This is a genomic window from Ruficoccus sp. ZRK36 (assembly GCF_019603315.1).
Classification (GTDB): Bacteria; Verrucomicrobiota; Verrucomicrobiia; order Opitutales; family Cerasicoccaceae; genus Ruficoccus.
This window is the reverse complement of record NZ_CP080649.1, coordinates 781,647-794,437: the sequence shown is the minus strand read 5'-3', so window position 1 is coordinate 794,437 and position 12,791 is coordinate 781,647. Positions and strand designations below refer to the sequence as shown.

Below are 12,791 nucleotides of genomic sequence, written 5' to 3'. Positions count from 1 at the left end.
CCCCGCATGAGTGCTTCCAAGACCCTGATTATTAATTGTGGCGCTAGCCACGTGTCCGTCTCTACCTTCTCCGTTAACAGCGGAGATCTGATGCTGGAAGATGTCGTCATCGAAGAGCTCGATTACGATTATTCCATCGACGAGGAGTGGTTGAGCGCCCTGACGCTCAAGCTCGGAGACATCCTGCGCAGCAGTAAATCCAGCGGCCCAGCCACCCTGATCGCTCCCGGTTACCAACTGCTGACCAAGACGATCAAGGTCCCGCATGTCGAAGAGGGCAAGCAGGCACAGATCATCGCTTTCGAAGCACAGCAGAACATCCCTTACCCGCTTTCAGATGTGGTCTGGGACTATCAGGTGATCGCCGATGATGGTGTCGAGACCGAGGTTGTCCTCATCGCCATCAAGTCGGACGTCATCAACAGCTTCGGCCAGCAAGTCGGCGGCTATGGCATCAGCCCGGCCCATATCGGCGCTGCCTCCATCCTGGACTACAATGCCTACAAGCTGAACTACCAGGACGACGATCAGGACACGCTGCTGGTCAACATCGGGGCGCGCTCTTCGAATCTCATTTTCATCAATCAGGACGGGTTCTTTATCCGCAACATCGCCTTGGGCGGTAACTCGTTGACCCAGAATCTTGCCGACAACCTGGGCAAGAAGTTCAGCGAGGCGGAAAAGGTGAAGGTCGCTTTCTTCTCTGGCCAGACCAGCTATGAGGCCGACCATCCCTCTGTCCAGATCCTGCAGAACAACGCGCAGATCTTCCAGCGCCGGATCAGCCAGGACATTACCCGCTCGATCGTCAATTTCCGCCGCCAGCATGGGGCTAAGGCACCCACCCGCATCCTGCTGACCGGTCGCGGCTCCCTGCTGCCGGGCTTGCCTGAGTTCCTGGCTGAGCAGCAAAAGGTGCCGGTCGATTACTTTGACGCCCTCCAGAACGTGCATGTCGCTCCCGGCATCGACACCGAGGCTCTCGGGCCGGACCTGTACTCACTGGGTGAGGTTGTGGGTGAAGCAGCCCGCGAAGTGCTGCCCGACCCGGTGAGCATGGACCTGCTTCCTGCCGGGTTGGCTGAGGAGATGCGCTTCAAAAAGCAGCGCCCCTTCCTCGCCATGGCTGCGATCTTCCTCGCGCTGGCGACCGTGCCCCCGATCCTTGCTATCAAGGGCCAGACCGCGTCCTACAAGCAGGAGACCCGACAGATTCAGTCAAAGGCCGCTCCGTTGAACGCGCTGCATGGAGAAATCCTGTCCAATCGCGACAAGGCTGAAGCTCTGCGCAAGGACATCGGAGGTCTTGAGGACCTGGTAAATTCCCGCTCGAACTGGATCATCTTCTTTACCGACCTGCAGCAACGTCTCCAGGATGTGCAGGACGTCTGGATCGAAAATCTCCAGCTCGACCGCGTCAGCGGCAACAGCCTGAAAATGACCGGGCGGATCCTTGTCACGAATTTCGACCCGAACAACCCAGCGGCCAGCAATCAGCAGGCGGCTGACCGGGTGAACAAGCTGCTCAGCAGTTTCACCGAGTCCGACTTTATCGAGAAAGTGGCGAACATCCGCTTCGACACGGCTAATCCGCGGATTCTCAAATTCGAGTTCAATCTCATCACCAACCCGGAGAAACCCCTTTGATCTGCTAGCATGGGCTTCTTTAAAAAATACCCTATCTTCGGCGGCTTTATCGCGATCTGCCTCCTGCTCTTTATTGCAGGGCTCGTCTTCATCTTCCTCGGCTTTGGCGGCCTGGGAAAGGCCCGCAAGAGCTTCACGCAGGCTGAGCGCAGTTACCGTTCGGCCCTCTCTCTGAGCCCGGCACCGACCGCTGAGAATGCTCAGCAGTCCGAGAAAAATGTTCAGGAGCTCGCTGCTGCGCTTCAGGCACAGATTGACGCCACCGCGGGGCACGCTCCCTCGATCGTGTCCACGGATGCGCCCAAGACCGAGGCCGATATGCTTTTCCAGCTGGAAGCCTTCAAGGAGCAGTTCACCAAGGACGCTGCCGATGTTGAGCCGCTGGGGGCTGCCGATGATACGGTCGGCATCCAGCTGCCGGATGATTTCAACTTCAGCTTCTCCCGCTTCCTGGAGTCCGGCACGCCGCCTCCCTCGAAGTTTATCCCGGCCGTTTTCGAGCAGAAGGAAGTGCTCGGCTACCTGCTTCGTAAGCTCTACGACAGCCAGCCGACGGGCATCCTTTCTATCCAGCGCGAGACGCAGGTGGAAGAGATCGAGGCTCAGGGTGGGGCTCAGGACAATGCCAACCGCCGCCGGGCTAATCGTAACAACGACCGCGACACGGCAACCACTTCCAAGGACGACGAGTTCCAGATCGGCGAGCTTAGTGCCCGCGTCCCCGGTGCGGTTGAGACCCTTGCCTTTCGCTTTGTCTTCACGGGCTACACACCGAGCCTTCGTTTGTTCCTGAAGCAGCTGGAAGAGTTTGAGCTTCCCTTGGTGGTGCGCAGCGTCGAGGTGCAGCCCTACAAGGCTTCAAAGGGTGCTCGAACAGAGCCCGCCAGCACCAACAACCCCTTCAATGTCTTTGGTGGCGGCGATTCCGCCAGCGAGACAGGAGAGAAGCCTGTTACCCGTGAACCGGTAGTTGAGGAAAACCTTTCGCAGTTCACAGTCGTGGTTGAGTACATCAAGGTGCTGGTTAAGCCGCCCTCAGATGTCGCCGCGCTTGAAGATGCCTCCTCTTCGGAAAACCCCATGTAATCGGACTGCCGCATGAAGAAGTTTTACGATAAGATCCTTTTCGCTGTTGCGCTCCTGCTGTTGGCCGGCTCCTTGGCGTACTATTTTGTGGGCTCGCCCTCCGGGCCAGCCGGAAGTGCCCTCGGTAGCAAGCCCACCGGGCCTGCCTATGAGAGCGTTCCTGCGCCTGAGCAGACGCAGGCTGGCAGCACTGACTGGCCAGAGGTTACGCCCGTGGATGAAAACCCGAACCGTGTTTACCAGGTCTTTACTCCGCCTAAGATCTACTGGGATCCGGTCGCCGGTGTGCTTACCTGGGACGCGCCCTATATCAATGGTGGCCCGAAAAAGCCGCCCTTCGGCTTGATCCTCACCAGCGTCAATCGCGAGCTGTTCCGTATTCAGTTCGAGGCCTATTTCGAGTCTGATGACGGTAATTTCGACCACGCCATTGTGCAGTTCTTTAATCATGAAAACCGCGAGACCATTCGTGGTAGCGTGGGTGACAAGTTCCCGGCCCAGGACTTCGAAATCGTTTCCTTCAAGGTTGAGCGCAAGGTGATCGAGCGGGAAGGCTCCACGGAGATCTTCCGCTACCCGACTGTGGTGATCAATGATACCCGCAGCGGCGAGCAGCTCACCCTCACTACCGCTGAGCGACTTTACGTGCCTGACCAGTTCGAAGTGAACATGGCCACGACCAAGCCGTACCCGCCGGAAACATTCACCTGGACCCAGGTCGGTGATAAGAAACGCTTCGACGACGCAGAGTTCACTTTAGTGGAGTTTAACTTTGACAACCAGTCCGCAACCGTCGAAAAAACTCCCTTTGCCACCGAAGACGGCACGACACCGGAACCGGAGACAAAGATTCTTTATCCCGTAAAAACAACCCCAGAGCCCAAACCCGAAGAAAAAACTCAGCCAAGCACGTCAAAAAGTGATAGTGCTGTGGCAGAAGGATTCGAAAGTTTTTTTAATTAATCAGTCACCTCAGCGTAAGTATTGCTGATCTACGTTGCCTCACACATGACAAACATCATCAAACTCCCTCGCCTGACCACTATTGCCTGCTTGGCGCTTGTGCTGACGGGACAGGTTTTTCTTGCTACCCCCACGATGGGCCAAAGCAGCGACACTCAGGACAAGATTCGCCTGATGTCCACCGCTATCCGCGCCCGTGACGCTGGTGACCTCAATCAGGCTAAGGCAAATCTGGAAGAACTGCTCCGCCTCGCTCCCAACGACGTTAACGTTCAGCGCCTGCTGCTCGCCGTCAATAAGGACATCGAGCGTCGCGATCAGGGCCAAGCCACCGTCTACGGCCAGGCTGCCAATACGGATCTTCGCAGTGCCACCAATTCCTCCAACGGCGTGCAGGCGACCACAGTGGTTGCCATTACTGAAAACGCCAACGGTGACACTACGACCGAAGTCGTGACTGACGATGCTGGTGTTTCCGCTCTGGACGCCGTCCTCGAGGCTGAGGCTGCCTCTCAAGAGATGGCCCTGGACATGGCAAAGCAGGCCATTTCTGATGCGAAGAAGCTGATCAAGGCTGACCGCTACGCTGACGCTGATGCTCTCTTGGCTCAGGCCCAGGGTGCCCTCAAGCTGAATACCGCGACGGCTTCCACCATCGAGAAAATCCGCGAACTGCGTGGTGATATCCTTCTCGATCAGGGCGAGGACGCTCTCGACAATCATAATGCCGCTGAAGCCGCAACCTACCTCGCTGAATACCGCGAGAAGCTGGGTGACGACGAGCGTGCACGTGCTTTTGAAGCCAAGGTGACGGCTCTCAAGGACAACCCCTGGTACCAGAACCCCGAGGAGCTCAGCCCCGAGTTCATGGATAATCAGGGAACGGTTGACCAGCTGATGGTCAAGGCCCGTGCCCAGATGCTTTACGGTGACCTCGAAGGCGCCTCGGCCACCCTCCGTGAGATCGAAGCCCGCGACCCCACCAATCCTTCAGCCAAGGGCCTGCAGATCGAGATCATGCAGCAGCTCAAGGACACCAATTACCTCGACCACTCCAAGACCCGCGACGAAATGCTGCAGGAGGTTGCCCGTTCCTGGCAGCGCCCGCAGATCTTCGAAGTCGGCACGGTCGCTGCTCCCGTAGTTGGCGGTGACACCATCCTCCAAAAGCTTTCCAAGATCGAAATCCCCCGTGTCAGCTTTGCACAGGTCCCGCTCTCCCGCGTGGTGGAAACCCTTTCCGAGCTCTCCGTCGAATATGATAAGACGACTGAAGAAAGAGATAACAAGGGTGTGAATATCGTTCCGGCCAACTGGGGTGGTAATGACCCGATGGTCAGCATCACTCTGCGTAACCTGAGCCTGGACAAGATTCTCGACTTCGTCACCCAGTCTGTCGATTACACCTGGGACGTGCAGAACGAAGCTGTTGTGGTTCGCCCCGGTGACCAGAGCACCTTCCTCGAAACTGAGTTTTTCCCGATCTCACGTGGTGTTGTTATCCGTCTCACCGGTGTCGGTGACTCCAGCGGCAGCTCCAGAGGCGGTTCCAGCGATCCGTTTGCGCCGGCAGCTCCGTCTGGTGGCGGCGGCAACTCGACCACCGACACGGAAGGCGCGCTGCTCCAGTTCTTCCAGAAGGCCGGTGTCTCCTTTGAGGGTACCACTGGCTCCAGCTTGGCCTTTGACGGCACACAGCTGATTGTGACCCAGACCCCGAAGAACCTCGAAAAGATGCGCAATATCCTGCGCCGCTACGACCAACCCAAGCAGGTTGAAATCGAAGCCAAGTTCCTCGAAGTCAATCAGGGCGTCTTGGATGAGATGAGCTTCAACTGGAATGTAAATACGCCGCTTTCCTCTGTTGTCGGTCCGGGTACTCAGGTACAGACCAATAACCGCAGCCTCGCCACTGCGTTCGGTATTGATGCATCCTCCAGCAAATTGGTTGTTGACCAGGGGAGCTATGCTGACGGCTCAGGTGGCATCGTTGATCCGGCTCCTCAAGAGTATCCCCAAACTCCTCCGAGCCTGCCCAATACGATTGATTTGGGTAGCAATGGTGGGCTCCAGGCTAACGTCGGTTTTGCCATCATGGGCACAAATGTTCAGGCCGTCATTACAGCCCTTTCGCGCAAGCAAGGCAGTGACCTGCTCAGTTCGCCTCGCTTGACAGTGCTCTCCGGTCGTACGGCACAGATCGTGGTCGCCCAAGAACTGCGCTATCCGGAAAACTACAGCGACATCGAATCCGAGGTTGGCACCTCCAGCAGCACGACTGGTAGCAGCGGTTCCGCCGGTGTCACCATCACCGCTGGTACGCCGCAGGACTTCACCGTCCGTAATGTCGGTGTGGAAATGGAAGTTACGCCGACCGTCGAAGAAAATCAGAACATCTCGCTCAAGCTTGAGCCTCGGGTAACCGAGTTCGAAGGCTTCGTTGAGTACGGTGGTACCAGTGTGGCTATCTCCCGCGGCACGACGGTTGCGGTTCCCTCCGGCTTCTATCAGCCGATCTTCAGTACCCGTGAGGTACGTACCGAAGTAACCGTGTACGATGGTGCCACGGTGGTCATCGGTGGTTTGACGCGCGAAGAGGTCAAGACTGTGAACGACAAGATTCCGCTTCTCGGTGATATTCCGCTGCTGGGCCGTCTGTTCCAGTCCAAGGGTGAAACCACCTCCAAGCGCAACCTGCTTATCTTCGTGACCGCGAACCTGATCTCCCCCGGAGGCTCCCCGAGCAATCAGCGCCTGCGTAACGTCGAGGCCAACTCGCTCTTCCAGAACCCGATCCTCGTGACCCCGGGTGGTGGCATTGGCCGCGAAATCAGCGAGGAGTAATCGCACCGAGTCACACGACTTTACAGGCGGCAAGACCGGATTGGTCTTGCCGCTTTTTTTGTATTCAGGGTTACTGGTCCTATGGCGAAAGTGCTTCTCTTGGACGGATTCAACCTGGCGTTTCGCAGCTACTATGCGCTGCCCGACCTGACCCGCAGTGATGGTGTGCCCACGGGAGCTCTCCACGGCTGGGTCAAGACGCTCTGGAAGCTCGAGGACATGGAGCGGCCGGACCGTATCGCAGTATTTTTCGACGAGGGTGGCTCGGATCGGCACCTGCAGTTGCTGCCTGAGTACAAGGCCAACCGCGACGAGATGCCTGAGCCTTTGCGGCTGCAGATGGATTCCATCCGCGAGATCACCCGTCTGATGGGGTACCCGGTTATTTCGCAGCGTGGCGTCGAGGCGGATGATCTCATCGCCTCTGCTGCGCGACGCTTACAGGGGAGCCCGGAGAGGATCGTTGTGGTCAGTGCTGACAAGGACCTGGCACAGCTCGTCGATGAGCAGACCCACCAACTGCTGCCCGCGCCGACCGCCAACCCACGTCTGGGGTGGCGTCGCCTCGATCCCGATGGTGTGGTGAAAAAGTTTGGCGTCACCGCGGCGCAGATCCCTGATTACTTGGCCTTGGTCGGCGATACTGCCGACAATATCGCTGGCATTGCCGGTGTCGGGCCCAAGACCGCCGCTAAGTGGATCAACGCATATGGCGGGATCGATGGGGTGCTGGAGAATGCCGCCGAGATCAGCCCGCCCCGTTTCAGGCAGGTGCTGCCCGATAGCGGAGAATTGCTCCGCCGTAATCTCAAGCTCGTTCGGCTGAAGGATGACTTCGAGGTGCCGGAGTTCACCGTTGAGCCGCCAAATACCGGTGCTCTGGCTGATTTGCTGGCGTCAATGGAGATGAAGCATGCCGCGCTGCAGGCGCAGGAGCGTTACGGCCTGGGCCTGCGCTGAGCTCGCTGATAGCGATAAAAAAACCGGCACAGAACATGCCGGTTTTCTTTGCTATGCTTGAGAGTCTTACTTGCGTCTTCGGCGGATGACAGCGACGGCAAATGTTGCCACTGCGAAGAGGGCGGCATAGGTTGCCGGCTCTGGGACCGGGACAGCCGAGACACCAGTGATTTCGCCGTACTTACTGACTATGCCGCTGGTTGAGCCCTGCTCGAAGGTCATTTCCAAGCTGGAGCTGGTATAAGGGGTGGAGGTATTATAGGCGTACCAATCGCTCAGAGTCAGGCTCTCGGGGAAAAGGGGCCACTGGCCGCCCGAATCCATGGGGAGCGTGTTCAGGTCGCCTTTCAAGTATAGCCCGATGGAGGTCAGATAGTACGAACTGGCTGTGGGTGTGCCCTGGTCAATATAGGTACTGTCGGGAAGGCTGGCGGAAAAGGCGAAGCTGTCGTAAGGCTCCCCAATATAGGGACTGTAGGTGTGGTTGAGGGTCAGGGTGCCTGTCGTAGACGTTTGATCGACCGTCACGGTCGAGCTGCTGGCACTTGTGATGGTCAATGTCGAGGAGAGGATATTGACGCCATTCACATAGGTCGTGCCGTACTGTGGGCCGCGGGAAGTCGGTGTCGCATCGGTGTCGATGGAGAAGGTGAGCTCGAACGCGTCGCCATCTTTGACATTCGCCTTGCTGCTGCCATTAGGCGAGGTGCCCTTCATGACACCAGTAAAGGTGTAGTTAATGATCTCAGCCTGGACATTGCAGGCGATGATGCAGGCTATAATGGAAAGGTAATGCTTTAACCTAATGGCGGTCATGAGCATGTGTAATACTAACTGCCGATAGGCGGTCAATATATTTCCTCACGCGAAATAGCATATACTCACCAGGTTGTGGTTCGGGAAACCCTAAGGGGGGGATACCGGCCAGGCAGTAGATCGGATTGGCGGACCTACTTTGACTCGCCGGACTCGTCGTAAATATAGCCGACTCCGTGAATGGTGCGGAAGAAATCAGCCGGGCACTCATGGCGAGCCAGCAGGTCACGGATCTTGACGATGTACTGGTCCAGTGAGCGGCTCTTTACGTCGGCGTGGACGCCCCAGACCGCGTGAATGAGGCTGCGGCGGGTCAGGACGGTGCCGGGGTTGGAGACCAGATAGATCATGATCCCCAGCTCCTTGCGGCCGATCTTCTCGATCTGACCATCCGGGAAGGTTGCCTCCAGGCGCAGCGGGTTGATCTCTGCGCCACAGAATGAGAACGGCTCCTCGGTGAGCTTGGCGTTCTGGGTGATCTGGAAATCCTTGGCCGTCTCAGCGCGCCGGAGCACGGCATTGATGCGCGCGATCAGCTCCGGGAAGCTAAAGGGTTTGGTGATGTAGTCATCTCCGCCCATGTCGAGGCCGCGCACCTTGAGCAGCTCGGAGTTAGCGGCGGTAAAGAATATGACGGGGATGTTGATGTTGCGCTTTTTCAGGCTCTCAAAGAGGTCGAAGCCGTTCCCGTCCGGCAGCTCCACATCGAGCAGCATCAGGTTGGCGAAATTCCGCTGCAGGTAGCGCTCGGCATTGGCGACGGTATGAAAGACCTGTGTCATCATCCCGGCTTCCTCGAGTTGAGTCGCGACCATCCCGGCGAGTTCTTTCTCGTCTTCCAGGATCAGGATAAGCGGTTTGGTCGTGGCCATGTATGAGAGTACGGATGCCGTTGGTTTTGAGGCTGAAAGCCATTTTTTTACATTTCCCGGCGCAGTTATCAAATCATTTTTTTACAAGTGATGACCCTAGATAGCCTGCTTTTGGCTTGCCCCCGGGGGCTCAGATCGTTGTCACTGGTGGGCTGTGAACGAGAATAAACCCATGCTCATGCTCGGCCTGCCGAAGGGCAGCCTCGAAGAGGCGACCCTCAAACTGTTCGCCAAGGCCGGCTTCAACATCACCAAGAGCTCACGGTCGTACCGCCCCGGTTTCGACGATCCGGAGCTCGACGGGCGCTTCATCCGTGCCCAGGAAATGAGCCGTTACGTCGAACACGGCTTCTTTGATTGTGGGCTCACGGGTCATGACTGGGTCGTTGAAAACGGCTCCGACGTGGTCGAAGTTTGCGACCTGATCTACAGCCGCGCTTCCAATGTGAAGAGCAAGTGGGTCCTCGTCGTCCCGGAGGCTTCTTCCGTGAAGAGCGTCAAGGATCTCGAAGGCAAGCGTATCGCCACCGAAGTGGTCAACCTCACCCGCAACTACCTCGAAAAGAACGGCGTCAAGGCTGACGTGGAGTTCTCCTGGGGTGCGACCGAGGTGAAGGTGCCCGACATGGTGGATGCCATCGTGGACCTGACCGAGACCGGTAACTCCCTGCGCGCGAATAAGCTGCGCATCGTGGACGTGCTGCTGGAAACCAACACCAAGCTGATCGCCAACAAGCAGGCTTGGGAAAACCCGGCCAAGCGCGCCAAGATCGAGACCATCGCCCTGCTGCTGACCGCCGCCCTGACCGCCAACTCCAAGGTCGGCCTGAAGCTGAACATCCACAAGGATAAGGTCACCGAGGTCCTCAAGGAGCTGCCCGCCCTGCGTAACCCGACCATCTCCCCCCTGACCAACGGCGACTTTGTCGCGCTGGAAGTCATCGTGGACGAAAAGGTCGTGCGCGAGATGATCCCGACCCTCAAGGCCCACGGCGCCGAGGGCATCATCGAGTACCCGCTGAACAAAGTCGTCCCCTGAGCCGGGTGCACCCGGTGGCAATGAGGGGTCCGGCTGGACCAGCCATCGCCCCTACGCCGCCAGAAAGACGGCTACCCCTGCGGGGTGCTTCTGACGAACTTTTTTACCAACGCCCGGCTTCGTGCCGGGCGTTTTTTGTGCCCGAAGGGTGGGTGGGACGTCTGCGATGCAAACTTCGCTTTCGACAAACGCCACCTTGTCCCTTTAATGCGTACCGAAACGAGCAGGTATAGATTTATTGCCTGATAAAAACTCTGTGCGCTCTGTGTCCTCTGTGGTTAATCTCTTTCCCTTTATTGCATGAATGTCACCCTCGGACTGATCCAGATGGCCATGGCTGAAGCCCCGGCTGACAACCTCGCCACCGCCGAGGCCCGCATCCGCGAGGCCGCCGCCCAGGGGGCCCAGGTCATCTGCCTGCCGGAGATGTTCACCACGCTGTACTTCTGCCGCACGCAGGACCCGGACGCCTTTGACCTGGCCGAGCCCATGCCCGGCCCCACCACCGACGTGCTCTGCGCCCTGGCCAGAGAGCTACAGGTGGTCATCGTCGCTCCGATGTTTGAGAAGCGCATGACGGGCCTCTACCACAACACCGCAGCCGTCATCGATGCCGACGGCACGCTGCTGGGGAAGTACCGCAAGATGCACATCCCGCAGGACCCGGGCTTTGAGGAGAAGTTCTACTTCACGCCCGGCGACCTCGGGTTCCGCGCGTGGGACACCCGCTATGGCCGCATCGGTGTGCTCATCTGCTGGGACCAGTGGTACCCCGAGGCCGCCCGCCTGACCGCTCTGGCCGGGGCGCAGATTCTTTTTTACCCGACCGCCATCGGCTGGCTTCCCGCCGAAAAGGCCGAGCTCGGCGCGGGTCAGCTCAACGCCTGGCAGACCATCCAGTGCTCCCATGCGGTGGCCAACGGCTGCGCCGTCGCCGCCATCAATCGCGTCGGCACCGAGGGCGAGACGGAGTTCTGGGGGCACTCCTTCGTGGCCGACACCTACGGGCAGCGCGTGGCCGAGGCCGGGGAGAGCGAGAAAATCCTCTTGCATACGGTCGATATCGATGCATTGGAGGAGTTCCGCCGCTGGTGGCCGTTCCTGCGCGACCGCCGCATCGACGCCTACGGCGAGATTACCAAGCGCGCCATCGACTAGCCGTTGGCTGGAATTTTTTAACCACAAAGAGTGCGAAGAGATTTTGGAAGGATTGTTTCCCTTGGTGTTGGCGTGTGAGGCGTCGATAAGAAGACTTTGAGTTTGCTCAAGCGTGAGCCCATTTCCCGTTGACCTTTGTGTCTTTTGCGCTCTTTGCGGTTAATCCCATACCATTTAAAAAAAATGCCCGCTGAACCGACATTCATCCTCCCTGCCGAGTGGGAGCCTCAGGACGCGATCTGGCTCTCGTGGCCAGTCAGCACGCACATCTGGCCGGAGTTCCGGGCCGAGATTGAGCCAGCCTTTGCGCAGCTTGCCGCGCAATTCAGCTATTTTGAGCCGGTCAAGATCAACGCCGACGGCCGTGCCCACGCGAAGATCCGCGAGCACCTCAATCGCGCTCGGGCGGACCTCTCCGTGATCGAGCTGTACGACCACCCGACGGACGACGTGTGGTGCCGCGACCACGGCGCGGTGTTCGTCCGCGATGCGGCCACGGGCAAGCTTGCCGCTACCGACTGGCGCTTCAACGCCTGGGGGGGGAAGTTCACCCCCTTCGACCGCGACGACGAGGCCGCCGTGCGCATGGCTGATGCCCTCGGGGTGCCCTGCCACCGCTCCGAGCTGATCCTGGAGGGTGGGGCGATCGAGTCCAACGGCGCGGGCGTGCTTCTGACGACCGAGGAGGTGCTCCTCAACCCGAACCGCAACCCCGAGTGGTCCAAGGCTGATGTTGAGGCCGAGCTGCGGCGTCTCTTGGGCGTGAAGGAAATTTTCTGGCTCCCGCGTGGGCTCGACCACGACGATACCGACGGCCACATCGACAACATGACCCGCTTCATCGGCGAAAATGCCGTCATCACCGCCGTGGACCCTCGGGAAATCACTCCCCGCGTCGTCCCCCAGCCGTGGCTGGAGGAGGCTCGCCTGCGCCTGAAGGAGCGCTTCGAGACCGTCCTGGAGCTGCCCCTGCCCGAGCCCTATTTGTCCGTGGGTGGCAAGGGGGCAGCGAGTGCAACGAGCGATGGGGGCAGAGCCCCCATGAGTGCCAGCGGGGGCACCCCGCCGAGGCCGGCCAGCTACCTGAACTACGCGCTGGTCAACGACGCCGTGATCGTGCCCGCCTTTGGCCAGCCGAAGAACGACGACTTCGCCCGCGGCGTACTCGCCGACTGCTTCCCCGACCGCAAGGCCGTCAGCTTCGACTGCCGCCTGTTCCTCGAAGAAGGCGGCGCCGTCCACTGCCTCAGCCAACACCAGGGCAAAGCCCTGGACCCGTGATCCTTCGGATCACCGATGCCACTGCTAGGGCAGTGGCATGGGCTACGACGGTTGTCGAATCGTCGGGACAGCGTATTGCTACCGGCAAATATGCATTGAATTCTAAGCGATGGGGCCTAGCCCCA

10 protein-coding genes are annotated in these 12,791 nt (G+C 58.9%); 8 read left to right on the top strand and 2 right to left on the bottom strand.

Annotated features, from left to right (window positions below; genetic code table 11):
• The first annotated feature begins 6 nt into the window (after positions 1-6).
• The 5 genes from pilM (at position 7) to K0V07_RS03440 (ending at position 7,500) form a co-directional block, all read left to right on the top strand.
• Positions 7-1,647, top strand: coding sequence for a pilus assembly protein PilM (gene pilM / locus K0V07_RS03460; RefSeq protein WP_220623143.1), 1,641 nt, complete (start codon positions 7-9; stop codon positions 1,645-1,647).
• Between the two features lie 9 nt (positions 1,648-1,656).
• Complete coding sequence (locus tag K0V07_RS03455; RefSeq protein ID WP_220623142.1) at positions 1,657-2,733, top strand: Amuc_1100 family pilus-like protein; 1,077 nt, start codon at positions 1,657-1,659, stop codon at positions 2,731-2,733.
• A gap of 12 nt (positions 2,734-2,745) precedes the next feature.
• Positions 2,746-3,696 carry a hypothetical protein gene (locus K0V07_RS03450; RefSeq protein WP_220623141.1) on the top strand — a complete coding sequence of 317 codons (951 nt, stop codon included), beginning with the start codon at positions 2,746-2,748 and terminating at the stop codon, positions 3,694-3,696.
• Between the two features lie 45 nt (positions 3,697-3,741).
• Positions 3,742-6,540 (top strand): hypothetical protein, encoded by a 2,799-nt coding sequence (locus K0V07_RS03445; RefSeq protein ID WP_220623140.1) that lies wholly within the window; start codon positions 3,742-3,744, stop codon positions 6,538-6,540.
• Between the two features lie 81 nt (positions 6,541-6,621).
• Positions 6,622-7,500, top strand: coding sequence for a 5'-3' exonuclease H3TH domain-containing protein (locus tag K0V07_RS03440; protein WP_220623139.1), 879 nt, complete (start codon positions 6,622-6,624; stop codon positions 7,498-7,500).
• A 66-nt stretch (positions 7,501-7,566) separates the two neighbouring features.
• Here K0V07_RS03440 and K0V07_RS03435 read toward each other — a convergent pair whose 3' ends face one another.
• Together K0V07_RS03435 and K0V07_RS03430 are read right to left on the bottom strand one after the other, a co-directional pair.
• Positions 7,567-8,316: a PEP-CTERM sorting domain-containing protein gene (locus K0V07_RS03435; protein ID WP_220623138.1), complete on the bottom strand. Its 750-nt coding sequence runs from the start codon at positions 8,314-8,316 to the stop codon at positions 7,567-7,569.
• 134 nt (positions 8,317-8,450) lie between these two features.
• Positions 8,451-9,188, bottom strand: a complete 738-nt coding sequence (locus K0V07_RS03430; RefSeq protein WP_220623137.1) for a response regulator transcription factor — start codon at positions 9,186-9,188, stop codon at positions 8,451-8,453.
• A gap of 178 nt (positions 9,189-9,366) precedes the next feature.
• On the opposite strand from K0V07_RS03430, the gene hisG reads away from it, so the two are divergent.
• From hisG to K0V07_RS03415, 3 genes are all read left to right on the top strand, one after another.
• On the top strand, positions 9,367-10,227 hold the full coding sequence (hisG, locus tag K0V07_RS03425; RefSeq protein ID WP_345778170.1) for an ATP phosphoribosyltransferase: 861 nt from the start codon (positions 9,367-9,369) through the stop codon (positions 10,225-10,227).
• Positions 10,228-10,527: 300 nt separating this feature from the next.
• On the top strand, positions 10,528-11,385 hold the full coding sequence (locus K0V07_RS03420) for a carbon-nitrogen hydrolase (protein ID WP_220623136.1): 858 nt from the start codon (positions 10,528-10,530) through the stop codon (positions 11,383-11,385).
• 183 nt (positions 11,386-11,568) lie between these two features.
• Positions 11,569-12,666, top strand: coding sequence for an agmatine deiminase family protein (locus K0V07_RS03415; protein ID WP_220623135.1), 1,098 nt, complete (start codon positions 11,569-11,571; stop codon positions 12,664-12,666).
• Positions 12,667-12,791 lie beyond the last annotated feature (125 nt).

Coding starts and splice junctions, on each gene's coding strand:
- pilM (WP_220623143.1), top strand. CDS start 7: ATGAGTGCTTCCAAGACCCTGATTATTAATTGTGGCGCTAGCCACGTG.
- K0V07_RS03455 (WP_220623142.1), top strand. CDS start 1,657: ATGGGCTTCTTTAAAAAATACCCTATCTTCGGCGGCTTTATCGCGATC.
- K0V07_RS03450 (WP_220623141.1), top strand. CDS start 2,746: ATGAAGAAGTTTTACGATAAGATCCTTTTCGCTGTTGCGCTCCTGCTG.
- K0V07_RS03445 (WP_220623140.1), top strand. CDS start 3,742: ATGACAAACATCATCAAACTCCCTCGCCTGACCACTATTGCCTGCTTG.
- K0V07_RS03440 (WP_220623139.1), top strand. CDS start 6,622: ATGGCGAAAGTGCTTCTCTTGGACGGATTCAACCTGGCGTTTCGCAGC.
- K0V07_RS03435 (WP_220623138.1), bottom strand. CDS start 8,316: ATGACCGCCATTAGGTTAAAGCATTACCTTTCCATTATAGCCTGCATC.
- K0V07_RS03430 (WP_220623137.1), bottom strand. CDS start 9,188: ATGGCCACGACCAAACCGCTTATCCTGATCCTGGAAGACGAGAAAGAA.
- hisG (WP_345778170.1), top strand. CDS start 9,367: ATGCTCGGCCTGCCGAAGGGCAGCCTCGAAGAGGCGACCCTCAAACTG.
- K0V07_RS03420 (WP_220623136.1), top strand. CDS start 10,528: ATGAATGTCACCCTCGGACTGATCCAGATGGCCATGGCTGAAGCCCCG.
- K0V07_RS03415 (WP_220623135.1), top strand. CDS start 11,569: ATGCCCGCTGAACCGACATTCATCCTCCCTGCCGAGTGGGAGCCTCAG.